Annotated in this window: 13 protein-coding genes; 1 reads left to right on the top strand and 12 read right to left on the bottom strand. The window is 40.2% G+C overall.

The window, feature by feature from the left end; translation table 11 throughout:
- Position 1: 1 nt before the first annotated feature.
- The 12 genes from carB to M028_RS29650 form a co-directional block, all read right to left on the bottom strand.
- Entirely contained in the window at positions 2-3214 is a 3213-nt protein-coding gene (carB, locus tag M028_RS0108245; protein ID WP_026573491.1) for a carbamoyl-phosphate synthase (glutamine-hydrolyzing) large subunit, read from the bottom strand.
- The gene (locus M028_RS0108240; protein ID WP_026573490.1) at positions 3201-4277 is read right to left on the bottom strand and encodes a carbamoyl phosphate synthase small subunit; all 1077 of its coding nucleotides are present in this window, start codon (positions 4275-4277) and stop codon (positions 3201-3203) included. Before M028_RS0108240 ends, carB begins: the two co-directional genes overlap by 14 nt.
- Before the next feature lie 5 nt (positions 4278-4282).
- Positions 4283-5482 (bottom strand): acetylornithine transaminase, encoded by a 1200-nt coding sequence (locus M028_RS0108235; RefSeq protein WP_026573489.1) that lies wholly within the window; start codon positions 5480-5482, stop codon positions 4283-4285.
- Positions 5482-6279, bottom strand: coding sequence for an acetylglutamate kinase (argB, locus tag M028_RS0108230; protein ID WP_026573488.1), 798 nt, complete (start codon positions 6277-6279; stop codon positions 5482-5484). The genes M028_RS0108235 and argB overlap by 1 nt, the downstream gene beginning before the upstream one ends.
- A 15-nt stretch (positions 6280-6294) precedes the next feature.
- Entirely contained in the window at positions 6295-7521 is a 1227-nt protein-coding gene (argJ, locus tag M028_RS0108225; protein ID WP_026573487.1) for a bifunctional ornithine acetyltransferase/N-acetylglutamate synthase, read from the bottom strand.
- 36 nt (positions 7522-7557) lie between these two features.
- The gene (gene argC / locus M028_RS0108220) at positions 7558-8595 is read right to left on the bottom strand and encodes an N-acetyl-gamma-glutamyl-phosphate reductase (protein WP_026573486.1); all 1038 of its coding nucleotides are present in this window, start codon (positions 8593-8595) and stop codon (positions 7558-7560) included.
- A gap of 213 nt (positions 8596-8808) precedes the next feature.
- The gene (locus tag M028_RS0108215; RefSeq protein WP_026573485.1) at positions 8809-9243 is read right to left on the bottom strand and encodes a DUF4395 domain-containing protein; all 435 of its coding nucleotides are present in this window, start codon (positions 9241-9243) and stop codon (positions 8809-8811) included.
- 159 nt (positions 9244-9402) lie between these two features.
- Positions 9403-10671 (bottom strand): ammonium transporter, encoded by a 1269-nt coding sequence (locus M028_RS0108210; protein WP_026573484.1) that lies wholly within the window; start codon positions 10669-10671, stop codon positions 9403-9405.
- On the bottom strand, positions 10671-11078 hold the full coding sequence (locus tag M028_RS0108205) for a hypothetical protein (protein WP_026573483.1): 408 nt from the start codon (positions 11076-11078) through the stop codon (positions 10671-10673). Before M028_RS0108205 ends, M028_RS0108210 begins: the two co-directional genes overlap by 1 nt.
- A 137-nt stretch (positions 11079-11215) precedes the next feature.
- On the bottom strand, positions 11216-12631 hold the full coding sequence (locus tag M028_RS0108200; RefSeq protein WP_026573482.1) for an NAD-dependent succinate-semialdehyde dehydrogenase: 1416 nt from the start codon (positions 12629-12631) through the stop codon (positions 11216-11218).
- A gap of 57 nt (positions 12632-12688) precedes the next feature.
- On the bottom strand, positions 12689-14047 hold the full coding sequence (gene gabT, locus M028_RS0108195) for a 4-aminobutyrate--2-oxoglutarate transaminase (protein ID WP_026573481.1): 1359 nt from the start codon (positions 14045-14047) through the stop codon (positions 12689-12691).
- A 30-nt stretch (positions 14048-14077) separates the two neighbouring features.
- Positions 14078-15487, bottom strand: coding sequence for an amino acid permease (locus M028_RS29650; RefSeq protein ID WP_269320922.1), 1410 nt, complete (start codon positions 15485-15487; stop codon positions 14078-14080).
- A 214-nt stretch (positions 15488-15701) separates the two neighbouring features.
- Here M028_RS29650 and M028_RS0108185 point away from each other — a divergent pair, with 214 nt between their 5' ends.
- Entirely contained in the window at positions 15702-17096 is a 1395-nt protein-coding gene (locus M028_RS0108185) for a sigma-54 interaction domain-containing protein (protein ID WP_026573480.1), read from the top strand.
- The last annotated feature ends 43 nt before the right edge of the window (positions 17097-17139 follow it).

Here is a 17139-nt window from a genome sequence, read left to right as displayed (position 1 = left end):
ATTACACCTCTATCCCAATTTTATAATATTCGCTTACAGTAAGAACTTCAAAATCTGATCGTAATTGATCATCAAGCCCCATCATCGCTTCTACCGTATCTAAATGTGTAAATACTATTACATTGTAGCGGGTTGCTTGTTCACGGATATAAAAACCAAATTTCAGTTTGTTCCGTCCCTGATTTGGAATATTAATAACCGCACTTACTTTTTGATGGCGGAAAAGTTCATTTACATCTTTTTCATCTTTTATGATATTTGCAACGGCAACACCATTTTTTTCGAGAAATAATGCTGTTCCTTCCGTTGCAGCAATTTTATATTGATTGTTCACCATTCCCTGTATGATTGGCAGGCTGGCGGACTTTTCCCGGTCTGAAATTGAACAGAAAATATATTTTTCCTCATCTTGCGATTTGAAAGGGACAGCCTTTGCCAATGCCTCTTTGAAACTGGCACCTAGACCTAGAATCTCACCCGTCGATTTCATTTCCGGTCCAAGAACATGGTCAACACCTTTTAATTTAGTAGAAGAAAACACCGGTGCTTTGACTGAATAATAATTTGGTTCCGGCAACAGCCCCGATATGGCACTGATTTCAGTAAGAGAAACACCAAGCTGGACCTTGACCGCCCATTCAATCATCGATACTCCTGTTACTTTGCTGATAATCGGCACCGTTCTTGATGAACGCGGGTTTACTTCAAGCACAAAAACTTGATTTTCATAGATGACAAATTGGATATTCATCATCCCAATAATTTCAGCAGACATTGCGATTCGGTTTGCATAGTCAATGAGCGTTTCCTTCACCGAATGAGACATCGTAATCGGTGGGAAAATCGAGATACTATCCCCAGAGTGAACCCCGGCTTTTTCAATATGTTCAAATATTCCCGGAACGACAATATTTACGCCATCGCTGATGACATCAATCTCACATTCTAATCCTGGCAAATATCGGTCAACCAATAATGGCCACATACTCTCCTGCGAATTTTCCTGTAATTGTTCGATATAACTTTGAAGTTCCTCTTCTGAAAAAATCGTAAACATCGATTGCCCGCCGATGACATAAGATGGACGAACCAAAACAGGATAGCCTAATTTTTCTGCGGCTTCCACCAGCTCATCTGCATGGGAGACCGTTTTACCTTCGATATGAGGTATTTTCAGGTCTTCAAGAAGCTGATAAAATTCTTTACGATCCTCCAAGCGATCAACATTTTCAACTGGCGTTCCAAGAATCTTTATTCCTTCTTCTTGTAAAGTATGTGCCAAGTTAATCGCTGTTTGCCCGCCGAATTGGATGAGAACTCCTTCGATATTCTCCTTTTCAATGACATGGAGAACATCCTCTGCAGCCAACGGTTCAAAGTAAAGACGATCCGCAACGGAATAATCTGTACTGACAGTCTCAGGATTATTATTAATCACAACCGCTTCATAGCCCATTTTCTTTATTGCTTTTGCAGCATGAACCGAACAGTAATCAAACTCAATTCCCTGGCCAATTCGAATCGGACCGGACCCAATAACAAGAATCTTTCTATTATTAGATACCTCAACCTCGTCATAGCCCATCCAAGTAGAATAATAGTATGGTGTAACGGCATCGAATTCCGCCGAACAGGTATCAACCATCTTATAGCCTGGTTTCCAGTTAAGAACCTTCCATTTAAGTCTGATCTGTTTTTCCGGAATATCATAAATTTGCGAAAGCAGTTTGTCAGAAATATTTTTCCGTTTCGCATCCTTTAACAGTGAGGCCGGAACTTCATCCCAGGTATAGGAAGCTAATTCCTTTTCTAAATCAACAATCAAGCAAATTTTATATAAAAACCACGGATCAATCTGGGTAAGTTCCTGAATTTTATTAAAAGAAATATCCCTTATAAACGCTTCTGCAATGACAAATAGGCGCTGATCATTGGCTGTCTTCAGTTTTCCAAACAGGGCAGCCTCTCCTAGGTGTTGATAAGTCTTTGTGCAAAGCCCGAAAATATTCATTTCCATCGAGCGAATTGCTTTATTTAAAGCCCCTTCAAACGTGCGGTCAATCGCCATTACTTCCCCAGTTGCCTTCATTTGCGTACCTAATGTACGATCTGCCTCAGGAAATTTATCAAACGGAAAACGCGGCAGTTTGACAACGATATAATCAATTGCTGGTTCGAAGGAAGCAAAAGTATTTCCTGTTATCGGATTGATAATCTCATCTAAATGGTAGCCAATTGAGCATTTTGCTGCCATCCGGGCAATCGGGTAACCGGTTGCTTTCGAGGCTAATGCAGATGAACGGCTGACCCTCGGATTTACTTCGATAATATAATATTGATTGGATTCAGGATGAAGAGCGAACTGAATATTACAGCCGCCGATAATCCCGAGTTCTCGAATTACTTTGACCGAAGAATCACGGAGCATCTGGTATTGTACATCTGTCAGGGTTTGCGATGGAGCGACTACAATTGAATCACCCGTATGAACGCCAACAGGGTCCATATTTTCCATATTGCAGACAATGATACAGGTATCATTTGCATCACGCATAACCTCGTACTCAATTTCTTTCCAGCCTTTGATGCTTCTCTCTACCAACACTTGATGGATTGGACTAGCTGCTAGCCCTTTTTTAAGAACGATTTCTAGTTCTTCATCATTATGGGCAAAACCACCGCCATCCCCTCCAAGGGTATAGGCAGGGCGAATAATAACCGGATAGCCGATTTCTTTGACAAATTGTACTCCTTCATCAAAGCTATGAATAATGGCTGATTCAGGAATTGGCTCCCCGATTTCAATCATTAAATTACGGAATTTTTCACGATCCTCACCGTTTTTAATCGATTCGACAGGAGTCCCTAACAGCGCCACACCATATTTTTGTAAAATGCCCTGTTCATATAGTTCAACAGTCAGGTTTAAACCTGTTTGCCCGCCAAGCGTTCCGATAATACCATCCGGCTTTTCTTTCCTAATAATTTTTTCAATGGCAATAACATTGAGCGGTTCAATATAAACCTTGTCAGCCACGGTTTCATCCGTCATGATTGTAGCCGGATTATTATTGATTAAAACAACTTCGATTCCCTCTTCTTTAAGGGCTATACATGCTTGTGTTCCCGCATAATCAAATTCTGCGGCCTGACCGATCACAATTGGGCCAGAGCCAATGACGAGAACTTTCTTTAGATTTTTATTTAACGGCATAACGTGTCTCTCCCAAGGAAGTAATTTCTTTTACAAACTCTGTAAGGATATGTGCTGTATCGCTTGGTCCCGGATGTGCCTCCGGATGAAATTGAACCGTTTGAATAGGGTACTGATGGTGTTTTAGCCCTTCGATAGACTTGTCATTGACGTTGCGATAGGTTACAGCAAATACATCTGTGTCGATACTTTTGTCAACCACTACATAGCCGTGGTTTTGTGCAGTGATTTTCACCTTTCCAGTCATTAATTCTTTCACTGGATGATTGCCTCCGCGATGTCCGTATGCAAGTTTTTCTGTTTTTGCACCGAAGGCAAGAGCAATTAGCTGGTGACCAAGACAAATCCCTAATGTCGGGAAGTGCTGGCAAATTTTCTTGATTTCCGGGAACCACTTTTTCAATTCCATTGGATCTCCAGGTCCATTACTAAAAAGAACTCCATCTGGATTTAAGGCTTTTATTTTTTCAAAAGGAGTGTTGTAAGGGACGATGGTCACCGAGCAATTCTCCGCTAACAATGCTGTTAAAATCGACTTTTTAAATCCAAAGTCCATTAACACTACATGTGGTCCATTGTTTTTAAAATATTGAATTTTTTTCGTTGATACTTTTTCCACCCAGAGGGAAGAATTCGCTGTTGAAGCAATGCCTTCCACCTTTTTAGTACTTAAAAAACCTTTTACCGTTCCACGGCTGCGGATGGTTTTGACTAAGAGTCTTGTATCTACCCCAGCAATCCCGGGAACACCTGCCTCCATCAGCTTTTCTGAGAATTTACTGATAGACTGATAGTGACTGGGTGTTTCACACAAATCCCCAATGATTACCCCGGAAAGGGCCGGATGGACACTTTCATCATCCTTCGCGTTGATTCCATAATTCCCGATGATCGGATAGCAAAAGGTAATGATCTGTCCTGCATAGGATGGATCGGTGATGATTTCTTGATAACCGGTCATACTTGTATTAAAAACGACTTCTCCAAGAGAGTCCTTATTTGCACCAATTAATATTCCTTCAAAAACTTCTCCAGTTTCCAGAGTAAGATATCCTTGCTCCATTATGCTCACTCGCCTTTCTGTATACTTTGGAACGCCTTCTCCAACTTCGTAATAAATTCATTTACCTCTTCGATTGTAGCAGTTAATGGAGGCAATACTCTTATCACATTAGGTCCGGCTGTAAGAATAAGCAGCTGCTCGCCGATTGCTTTTTGAACAATTTCAGCCGCATTCACATCAATGACGACTCCTTTCAATAAGCCTTTACCACGAACGTCTTTAATAAAAGAATACTTTTCTGTTAAACTTTGAAGCTTTTCATCTAAATACGATGAGATTTCTCCAGCCTTTGATAATACATCACTTTTTACGATGTATGTGATAGTGGCAACTCCTGCAGCCGTCGCTAATGGATTTCCTCCGAACGTGCTCCCGTGGCTGCCCGGTTCAAATGCTTTTGCCGCCTTTTCTTTTGCGATGATTGCCCCGATTGGAAAACCGGAGCCAAGACCTTTGGCAACACTTATTACGTCCGGTTCAATGGAGTATTGCTCATAAGCAAACAATGTACCGGTCCGTCCGATGCCCGTTTGGATTTCGTCAACCATCAATAAAATATCATTCGCCGCGCAAATTAATGCGAGTTTCTTTACCCATTCCTTGTTTGCTGGAATGACTCCTCCTTCACCTTGAACAAGTTCAAGTAAAACGGCAGCAGGTCTGATTTCCGCCAGCTGTTCAATTGCTTCGTTATCATTAAAAGGTAAATAGCGAAAGCCTTGAACCAAAGGCAAGAATCCCTGTTGAATTTTCTCTTGGCCCGTAGCTGAGAGGGTCGCCAAGGTTCTGCCGTGAAAGGATTGCTCGAAAGTGACAATTTCATAAGAGTCCGTCCCTTTTACCTTTTGTGCATATCGACGTGCCAATTTAATGGCTGCCTCATTTGCTTCCGCGCCGCTGTTGCAAAAGAAAACTTGATCGCCACAGCTGTTTTCTGTTAAAAGGGCAGCAAGTTCCTGTTGATTCGGTATATTATAGAGATTGGAGCAATGCCATAAATTTTGGACTTGTTCCTCAAGTTTTTCTTTAACTGAATCCGGTACATGACCTAAATTACATGTAGCAATACCAGAAGTGAAATCTAAAAATTGAGTTCCTTTGTCGTCCCACACATAGCTTCCTTTTCCTTTTACTAATGTAACTGGGAAACGATTGTATGTAGCCATTAGTGGCGATTCAAGGGAAACGGAAGTGTTATTTGCCATTACACAATCTCCTCTTCTAGAACGATTTTCGTACCAATCTTTTTACCGTTTACATAGTCTATTAGACTATTTTTCTCAAAGCCGTTGATAATGGCAACCTCTGGTATATTGTGAACAAGTCCGTCAATTGCGGCCGTAACCTTTGGAATCATTCCTCCATAGATGGTTTTATTTTGAATCAATTCCTCAACTGCCGCCTTCGATACTTGATCAAGCTTCTTTTTTTCACCATTTGCTTCAATTAAAATTCCTGGAATATCACTGATAAAGCAAAGATTTGCTTCTAACACTTTCGCAACGGCGCTTGCAGCAATATCCCCATTTATGTTGTAACGCTGCCCATTTTCATCAATTCCAATTGGTGATATGACGGGAATATATCCCTGATCAATGATGCCTTCCACTACACTTTTGTTCACTTCGACAACTTCGCCGACAAAACCAATTACTTCGGAATTTCCCACCGGTTTCGCCTTTAATAGAGAGCCATCTACCCCGCTGACACCATAAGCATTACCGCTCGCTTCAATAATATTTCTAACCACTTGTTTATTAACTGACCCGCTTAGTACCATTTCCACGATATCCAGAACCTGAAGGCTCGTTACGCGCAGGCCGTTCACAAAGGTGGTTTCAACATTTAAGTTTTTAAGTAATCCTGTAATTAAAGGGCCTCCACCGTGGACAATAATAGGAGTCCACTCGCCCGATTCGTGGATTTTTACGATATCCTCATAAAATGATCTCGGCAGATTTTCTAACACACTGCCGCCACACTTGATAACTAGGTATTTCACTTTTGTGCCCCTCCTCTATGTGCGATAGGATCCATTGATTTTGACATAATCATAGGTTAAATCGCATCCCCAGGCTGTAGCACTGTGATTTCCTTGATTTAATTCAACAAAAATTTTGATGGTTTCCTGCTCTAAATAGTTTTTAACTTCCGCTTCATCGAATGGACAAGGCAAGCCATTTTCAAACACTTGGTAAGGCCCAATCGCTACCTTGATGGCATTAGGCTGAACTTGCACACCACTATAACCAATCGCCGTAACAATTCTGCCCCAGTTTGCGTCCGTTCCAAAGATAGCCGTTTTAACCAGACTGGAAGAAATAATCGATTTCCCGACTATGCTTGCATCCTTCTGATTTTGTGCTCCTTCAACGGTTACCTCGATTAATTTTGTTGCTCCTTCACCATCACGGGCAATCTTTTTAGCCAGCTCCTCGGAAACGATTTTTAAACCCGTTACAAATCCATCCCAATCAGGATGATCTTTAGTTAGTAGATTGTTTTCTGCAAGTCCGTTGGCCATAACCAGCACCATATCATTTGTACTTGTATCCCCATCAACGGTAATCATATTAAAGGTTTGATTTGTCACCTCTTTAAGGGCAAAAAGAAGATCCTCATGGGCTATATTTGCATCAGTAGTAATAAAACCAAGCATGGTTGCCATGTTTGGATGTATCATTCCCGAGCCCTTTGCAGCTCCGCCAATACTGACTGTTTTCCCGTCTATTTGAGTTTGGACCGCAATATGCTTCACAGCCGTATCTGTTGTTAAAATCGCTTGTATAAAGTTTTCTTCAGCCTCATTTTCTGCCTGTAAAATTTGGCCGATTCCCGGATTGATTTTTTCCATTGGAAGCAATTCTCCGATTACGCCCGTTGCAGTTACAGCAACAAGGTGTTCAGGTATTCCCAATTCATTGGCAAAAGCCTTTTGCATTGTGGAGGCATCTTTTAGTCCCTGTCCCCCTGTGCAAGCATTGGCATTACCAGAATTCACAAGCACAGCCTGAATTTTATGTTCTTTCGCAATGCTTTCTTGTGTAACGACTAACGGCGCTGCCTGAAAGATGTTTGTTGTATATACCCCGGCCGCTGTAGAGGGAACTTCCGAAACGATATAGCCTAAGTCCAGTTTTCCCTTTTTAATCCCGCAATTCATCCCGCCTGCGTTAAATCCCTTTGGTAAGGTAACGCCTTTTTCTTTTAAGACAACCACTTTATGATTAGAAATTGCTTGCATCAAGTTTTCCCTCCTGTGCTTCCCAAAAATAATGTTCTATGGATACATTGGAATATCGCTAAGCCCAGTCTGTTCATCCCAACCGTTCATAATGTTTGCATTTTGAATTGCTTGCCCTGCAGCCCCTTTTACTAGGTTATCAATCACCGAAATAATGGTTAGACGGGCGGTCCGTGGATCAACATGCAACCCGATGTCACAATAATTACTGCCAAGGACCTCTTTAGTTGAAGGAAGGTTACCTATTGGTCTTACCCTTACAAACGGCTTATTTTTATAAAATTCATCATATAATTCAAGCACTTCTTCAGTTGAAATATTATCCTTTAAGTTTATATAAGTCGTACACATGATTCCTCTTGTCATGGGCACTAAGTGAGTTGTAAAGGAGATTGTGATCGGTGTTTGCGCTTCATCACTAAGAGTTTGCTCAATTTCCGGTATATGTTGATGGGCTCCAAGTTTATAGGCCCTTATGTTTTCATTTATTTCTCCGTAGTGGGAGGTTAATGAAAGCCCTCTTCCTGCTCCAGATACCCCCGATTTTGCATCAATGATAATAGACTTATAATCTGCTAAACTTGTTTTCAAAATTGGTAAAAGCCCAAGTGTAGCTGCCGTTGGGTAGCACCCCGGATTGGAAAGCAGATTAGCATTCTTTATATTTTCTGTGTAAATTTCACTAAGTCCATAGACAGCCTGATTTAAATAATTTTCATCTGCGGGTGAATGTTTATACCACGATTCGTATTCAACAGTAGACCTTAGTCGGAAGTCACCGGATAAGTCTACGCATTTGATTCCGGCTTTTAAAAGCTGCGGAACCATGTCCTTACTTACACCTGAAGGAGTTGCAAGAAAAACCATTTCATTATTTTTGCTTAATTCACTTGGGTCAAATGTTTCGAGCGATAAATCTACTATATTCAACAAGTGCGGATATGCTTCACTAAATTGGGTACCGGCTTGCGAGTTAGATACAACGGTACCAATTTCTAAATATGGATGTTTATTAATTAATCTGATTAATTCAATTGCCCCGTATCCCGTTCCACCGATAATCGCAACCTTCAATCTTTTCATCTCCCGAATTCGTCTTCTTAATGAATTATTATACTTACAGATTAATAATTATTCAATATTAAAAGTACTAAATTATCAGTTTTAATTGAAATTTTAATAAAAATATACTGAAAACGCTTTCATTTTTCCTTGTTAGATTATACATTTTTTATACAAATAAAAAAGCAGAACGCCCACAGTTTGCAGGATTCTGCTTTCTCTTTTCTAATTAGAGTGGTTTTTGTTTCTTCTATAAGAGTACATTTTCCATTGATAATGGATGAAGCATCCAATACAAAATCCTAATATTGCAACGAAAGCTGCTATTGCAACAAGAATAGTAAATACATAACCAACTGTATTCCATCCTGTAATAAAGCCGATGAAACTTAATCCTAAACATATAACGGCAATTTTTTGGTTAAATTGCTGCTGATCCCAATCTTCAGGAATGTAAGCCTTTGGCTCTTTACGCAAAAATCTCTTTGCAATCTGCATAATGGGATTAAACCCAAAAAACAGCCCAAGGAGACCAGATATAAATGGTATCAGTAAAAACCATTCTTGGCCCGAAAATAATGTTAAAACAGAACATATAACAATGACCGATTGATTTGTCCTGACAAGCGGTCGTGGTATAGAGCGGATAGATTTTGACAATTTAATCCAACCTTTCCTATTGGATTTATCAATTTAAATATCCCTATATATTATCCATTTATTCTCGTTTTGTACACACAATAAACTTTCCATTTTTTTGAGGGGCGAATAAAAAAAACGTTAACGCTTAGAGCTTTAACGTTTTTTTCATTTTTATCTTTAATCTTCATTCCTATTTAAATACTCACCCACTTGAAGGAACTCAGGAGATGTATGGGTTGCCATGATACCATGGTAACTTATATCCAGACCAAGATCTTCTTCATCATTTGAGGCTCGAATTGGGACCCATTTATTGATGAGCTTTAAACCTGCCCATGTAAGCAGGAATCCCCATCCGCATAAAATGATTAATCCTAACAACTGAATCCATAATAAATGCCAGCCCCCTCCTTCTAAAAGGCCCCCTTTTGTTGCGAAAAGACCGACAGCAATCGTTCCCCATACACCAGAAACAGCATGAACTGGAAAAGCGCCAACCGGGTCATCAATCTGTTTTGCTTCCAACCAATTCGTCGCACCCATCATTAATAAACCAGAAATCGCGCCAATTATGATGGATGACTGGTCGCTTACAAAGGCACAACCAGCTGTTATCCCCACAAGGCCTGCGAGGGAGGCATTAATGACAGATGGGGCATCCGATCGGCCGTATCGGAATAAAGTATAGATTAATGCGGTTGCTCCGCCTGCAGCAGCTGATAACATGGTTACAATTGCGATGTGACCTATTCTCACATCCGTAGCTGTCAGTGTACTTCCAGCATTAAATCCAAACCAGCCGAACCATAATAAAAAGGCCCCTACTGAAGCAAGCGGCAGATTACTAGGCAAAGCAATGGAAGCGGAGTTTTTTGACGTAAATTTACCTTTTCTTGGTCCGATAAGAATAGCTGCCGCTAATGCTGAGAACCCTCCTAAAGCATGTATAACAGCAGAACCTGCAAAGTCTTCCATTCCTAGTTTCCCTAACCATCCTCCACCCCAGACCCAATGTCCGGCAATTGGATAGATTAGTGAAGTCATCAATATAACGTATAAAAGATAAGCGCGGAAATTCACCCTTTCTGCTAGAGCCCCGGAAACAATGGAAATAACTGCGATAACAAAAGCACCTTGGAAAAGCCAAAAGGTATCCGTCGAAATAGATAATTTTAAATGGGTAAAATCCCCTTTTAACATAAATCCATCCGTACCAATTACACCCAAAAGGTCTGAACCATACATAAGCGCAAAGCCGACTAAGTAATAACAAAGTGTCCCAATCGTAATATCGGCAAATACCTTCATAATAATATTCACACTGTTTTTAGAGCGAACAAAGCCTGCTTCAAGCAGAGCAAATCCGCCTTCCATTAATAAAATCATAGCTGCAGTCAGAACAACCCAGATCGTATCAAGACCTGATTGAATGGCAGGGATTGTCATTACGATTGGCCCCCTATTCCTTTATAGCTTTTAAGTTCTTCTATAACACTATGAGAAAGAACAATAGCTTGTTTCTCCTCGTCTTGCACCATCACTATAATTCTCTCTAAATCATTAATTTTTCTCTTAATATCTTCTATGTTCATTAATCGCTGTTTCACATTAACAAGGTACTCAACTGCTTGATGATGGCTGGGGGGGCGTCCTGTGAAAAACTTTTTTATAGCTGGTAATGATTGATACCAAGCCTCATGTGTTCTTCTTTTTTCTTCGTACTTTATAATTTTGTTTTTAATTTGAACTATTTCTTTTTCCTTATATATCTTTATTTCTTGCAAGATATGAACTAATTCTTTGGGATCAAATTGAAATTCTAAAGTGCGATATAATTCATCAATGACGTCCATGTTATATCTCCTCACATGAAATGTTACTTTTTCTGATTATATTGAGTATTTCAATTTTAGTCAATATTTAATTCTCCCCTTTTTATTTCCATAAAAAAAGGAACCCCTTTATATATGAGGTTCCTTACATTGATATTTTAAAATGCAATCGAAACATATTTCACTTCGAGATATTCATCAATCCCGTAATGCCCGCCTTCGCGTCCTAAACCACTTTCTTTAAATCCTCCGAACGGTGCCTGTGCAACCGTCGGAAGTGCATCATTTAGCCCGACGATTCCATACTCAAGCTTTTCACTAATCCGAATCGCTCTGCTTAGGCTTTCCGTATAAACATAGGCAGCCAATCCGTATATTGAATTATTCGCTCTCTCAAGTACTTCCTCTTCTGTTTTAAACGTTGCCACCGGTGCCAGCGGTCCAAACGTTTCCTCTTTCATACAAAGCATTTCATCCCCAGCATTTGTGATAATTGTCGGCTCAAAAAAGTAACCATCTGCAATATTAGCTCTGCTGCCGCCTTGAAGCAGTTTCCCGCCCTTGCTAAGAGCATCATCAATTTGTTCCTTTACTTTATCAATAGCATGTGAATCAATCATTGGACCAATGTCTGTTCCTTGATCTAATCCATCTCCAATCCTTAATTTTGCAACGGCTTCACGGAATTTTTCATTAAATTCGGCTTCAATTGATTCATGAACATAGATACGATTCGTACAAATACAAGTTTGACCGGCATTCCTGAACTTCGAGCCCACAACCCCTTCAACCGCCTTATCAATATTTGCATCATCCATCACGATAAACGGCGCATGACCGCCTAATTCTAAAGAAATTTTCTTAACGGTATCTGCCGCACCCTTCATTAGCATCTTACCAACCTCTGTCGAACCGGTAAATGTTAGTTTACGAACACGCTCATCTTGCAGCCAAGCATCACCAATTGCCCTGGAATCTCCAGTCACGACATTTAACACGCCTTTTGGAATTCCAGCCAAATGTCCAAACTCAACCATCTTTAAGGCTGTTAAAGGAGTTTGAGTGGCCGGCTTAATAACAGCCGTACAACCGGCTGCCAGTGCAGGTGCTACCTTTCTAGTAATCATCGAGGCAGGGAAATTCCATGGTGTAATCGCTGCAACTACACCTACCGGTTGTTTCTGAATAAGAATTCGTTTATTCGGATGGGAGGATGGAATCGTTTCGCCATAAATCCGTTTTCCTTCTTCTGCATACCAGGAAACATAGCTGTTCGCATTAATAATCTCACCCAACGCTTCTTTCAACGGCTTCCCTTGCTCTTCTGTCATAATCCGTGCGAGTTCTTCTTTATTTTCATCTATCAATTGAAACCATTTCATTAATAATTGACTGCGTTCCTCAGCCGTTTTAACAGACCATTCCTTAAAAGCGGCAAATGCTGCATCTACCGCCTTTTTCGCTTCAACCATTCCCCCTTTTGGAACTTCTGCGATCACCTGATTATTCGCAGGGTTAATTACCTTAATCATTTCCTTACTTTCACTTTCAACACTTTCCCCGTTGATCTGCATTAAATATGTGCTCATACGAATTCTCCTTTTCTATTATTTCTCATAAAATTTCTACGTTTATACTAAACTAACGCTTCCAGAAGAAACGAGCGCTGCCTCAATGGAATTTTCTAAAATGGTTAAACCTTCCGCCAATTGCTCATCGGTAATGACCAGCGGCATAAGCAGACGAATGACATTGCTGTAAATACCTGCGCTAAGGATTAACAAGCCTCTTTTGTTCGCTTCTTTAATGATTTGATTGGTCAAATCTTTTGCCGGCTCCTTTGTTTCCCGATCTTTTACAATTTCAATTGCACACATGGCTCCAAGGCCTCTTATATCGCCAATGCATTCAAATTTGTCATAGAATACTTTAAACTTATCCATGACGATTTTTCCGATTTCTTCCCCGCGCTGATTTAGCCCTTCTTCTTCGATAATATCTAAGACAGCTAAGGCCGCTTTACATCCCAATGGGCTGCCGCTATAGGTTCCGCCAAGCTCCCCAGGGTCTGCCGCGTCCATGATTTCTTTACGTCCAATCACGCCGCTAATTGGTACGCCCGCTCCCATGGATTTTGATACCGTAAGCAGGTCTGGAACCACATCAAAATGCTCAATTGCAAAGTATCTGCCGGTGCGGGCAAAACCAGTTTGAATCTCATCTGCGATAAAGAGAATTCCATTTTCCTTACATAATTGGGCGACTCCCTGTACGAAGCGTTTTCCAGGAACAATAAATCCACCTTCACCTTGGACCGGCTCCATCACAACGGCTGCAATTGATTCCGGTGCCACATCGCTTACAAAGAAATTACGAAATTCCTCAAGCACAAAATCTTCATACTGCTCTTCTGTTAACCCATCAGGGCGTCTGTACATATACGGAAACGGCGCTCTATAAACCTCAGGAGCAAACGGTCCAAATTCAAATTTGTATGGCTTCACCTTACTTGTCATGGTCATCGTCATTAAGGTCCGGCCGTGATATCCCCTTGAAAAAGAAATAATCCCTTGTCTTTTAGTATACTTTCGTGCAATTTTCACGGCATTTTCGACTGCTTCTGCCCCACTATTTTGTAAAAGTACTTTCTTCTCATGTCGCCCTGGTGCGAGACTAGCAAGTTTTTCAGCAAGCTCAATATAGGATTCGAACATCATCACATTAAAGCCTGTATGGATAAACTGATCCACTTGTTCATGTAGTGCTTGTTTCACTTTCGGATGACCATGTCCTACGTTTTGTACTCCGATTGCTCCGACAAAATCAATAAAGGTATTCCCATCCACATCTTGGATCAGCGCCCCATCGGCTGATTCAGCAAAAGCCGGAACCCCATAGCTCACGCCCTTTGGTACGATATTTTCACGTCTCTCTACTAAACTTTTTGATTTTTCCCCTGGTATATTTGTTTCGATTTTTGCAAAACTCATGATAATCTCCCTTTCGTTTTAAAAATAAAATTAATCATTTACTATTTTTTCAGAATTAAATCCAAGATCCGGCTGGTTCTTGGCCTTCTCCTTTTTTCGGTAAAAAAGAAAGTAAGAACCGATCACGAGGATCGTAAGAAGTGAAGTAAGATAGAATTGTTCACGCATTGAATCGATAAATGCTTGGGCAACAAAAATAATAAATAGGACGACAATCGTAGCATAGGTTAAGTGAGGAAATAACCACATTTTCACTTTAAGTTTCTTAGGATCTTCCTTTTCCGCTCTTACTCGAAGGCGTATATGGGAGAAAGCAATAAAAATATACATCACGATGGTTACACCACCGGAAGCATTAGCCAAAAAGACAAACAATCCATTTGGTGAGACAAACTTAAACGTGGCGAATACATAGGTAAAGATAACGCTTACAGCCAAAGCCCAAAGCGGAATCCCCCTTTTGCTGACTCGTGACAGGAATTTTGGAGCCGTTCCCTTTTTCGAAAGAGAGTACAGCATACGCGAACTTGTATAGAGCCCGGAATTTAAAACAGAAAGAAGCGAAATAAAAATAATTCCGTTCATGACTTGAGCAGCAGCGGGAAGGCCAGCCATATCGAAAACACTGGCATAAGGTGATTGCAACAAATCTTTGGCATTTTGTGGAATAATCATAACTAAAATAGCTACGGAACCGACAAAGAAAAGCAGAAGCCGCCAAACTACAGCATTGATCGCCTTAATGATATTCTTTTCCGGATTTTCGGACTCTCCCGCCGCAATCGCTGCTACCTCACTCCCTGATAGCGAGAAGGTAATAAAGATGACACTTAGGAGTACAGGCATCCATCCATGCGGGAAGAAGCCGGCACCTGACATCAAGCTGGTAATCCCTGTCGCTTTAACTCCTGGAAACAAACCAAAAATGATTACTGTACCTACACCTAGAAAAATAATAATGGCAGAAACCTTAATAAAAGCTAACCAGTATTCAAACTCCCCGTAGGTTTTAACCGAGAAGACATTCGTAGCTGTCATTAAAATAGGAAAGACTAAACTTGCCACCCATGCAGGTATAGAAGGAATCCAATTGTGAACAAACGTTCCCAATAAGGTTGCTTCAATCGCTACAATAATTACCCAATTGAACCAATATAACCAGCCAATCGTATACCCGGCCCACGGCCCAAAGGCCTGCTGCGCGTAAGTAGCAAAGGAACCACTATCAGGGTTAACAACTGCCATTTCTCCTAGCATCCGCATGACCAGAACAATCATTAATCCTGCAATGATATAAGAAATCAATGCACCCGGTCCTGCCGACATAATCATCGTTCCGCTTCCTATAAATAGGCCTGCACCTATTACACCGCCAATCGAAATCATGGTTACATGCCTTGTCTTCAGATCATGTTTCAGTTCATGATTTTGAAACCCCACCAAACATCCCCCCAATTTTTATCGATATACATCTATATTTAATGCAATTAACGTGCCAACAGTAATTTCCCTTAATTTAGACAAAAAAGTCGAACTTTTTTAAAAAATCAATTCGTTTTTGAATTAAAATTAGATTTTTCTGATTCACTTATTGATTATTGATTCAATTTTGAATTATATTTAAAGTAGATTACGAGATACAAAAGGAGAACTCATGTCGATAGCAGAAATTATATTAGAGACTATTGTAAAAACTTCCAATAATAATATCACCATCACGGATGAAAAAGGGGTTATTTTGTATACCAATAGTGAGCATTGGACGGTTTATGAAGACGGACCAAAAGAATACATTGGGAAATCTATTTTTGAACTTCAGGAGCTAGGGATCTTAACGCCCTCGATTACAGCAAAAGTACTCACTGAACAAAAACCCATTCAAATTATGCAAAACACAAAAAAAGGAAAAGTTATTATGTCGACAGCTTATCCCATTTGCAATGATAAAGGGGAGATCATCCGCGTTATTAGTTACGCCCTTGACCGAACAGAAATTAGCAGCCTTCAAGCTCAATACGAACAATTAGAAAGAAAGTTAAAAGAGTATCAAATCGAGATGGAGGAACTAAAGGGCAGAGAGGATATCCTCTATCGAAGTAAGGAAATGCAGCAAATCGCGAAAACCATCCAGCGGGTAGCCCCTACCGATGCTACAGTTTTGATGTTAGGAGAGTCTGGAGTTGGAAAGAGCATGCTAGCCCGAAAAATGCATACTTATAGCAACCGGCATAAGAAACCTTTTATCGAAGTAAATTGCTCAACCATCCCAGCAAGTTTATTTGAATCGGAAATGTTCGGTTATGAATCCGGTTCATTTACAGGCGCACAAAAAAATGGGAAACCGGGATTGATTGAACAAGCCCATGAAGGTACGCTATTTTTAGATGAAATCGGCGAACTGCCCTTGTCCATCCAAGCAAAATTATTAAAGGTTTTACAAGAAAAGAAGTTTAACCGAGTGGGCGGAACGAAAGAGCGGCATGTTGATTTTAGGTTAGTAACAGCTACAAATAAAAATTTAGAAGAAATGGTGCAAAAAGGGGAATTCCGTCTTGATTTATATTATAGATTAAATGTAATTCCTCTTTCCATACCTCCCCTACGCAATCGAAAGGAAGATATTTCTCTATTAATTAACCATTATATCGAGTTAATGAACAAGAAATATAAAACGGCGAAAAAATTACACCCTTCCTTATTTGAAAAATTACTTAATTATAAATGGCCCGGGAATGTTCGAGAATTAGAGAACTTACTTGAAAGACTTGTTTTAACTACCGAAGAACCCATTATTCGTCTGCATTCACTCCCCACTTCCATTCTGGGTGAGGGATCCACACACGAGGAGGATGTCTCCCTGATTGAAAATCTGATAACAGAAGAAACGAATCTTAAAACTGTATTAGATCTAGTGGAAAAATGGATGCTGGAAAAAGCTCAAAAGCAATGCAAATCCACTTATGAAATAGCTAAATATCTTGGTATCAGCCAGCCATCGGTTATTCGTAAACTAAAAAAACACAAAGAAGACTTAGATAATTTCCAATAAACCTTGTTATGAAAAACACCTCATTCGTTCAGAATGAGGTGTT

Source organism: Bacillus sp. UNC438CL73TsuS30 (genome assembly GCF_000482325.1).
Lineage (GTDB): Bacteria > Bacillota > Bacilli > Bacillales > Cytobacillaceae > Neobacillus.
Note: the sequence above shows the minus strand (reverse complement) of the source record. Positions and strands in the feature narration are given on the sequence as shown.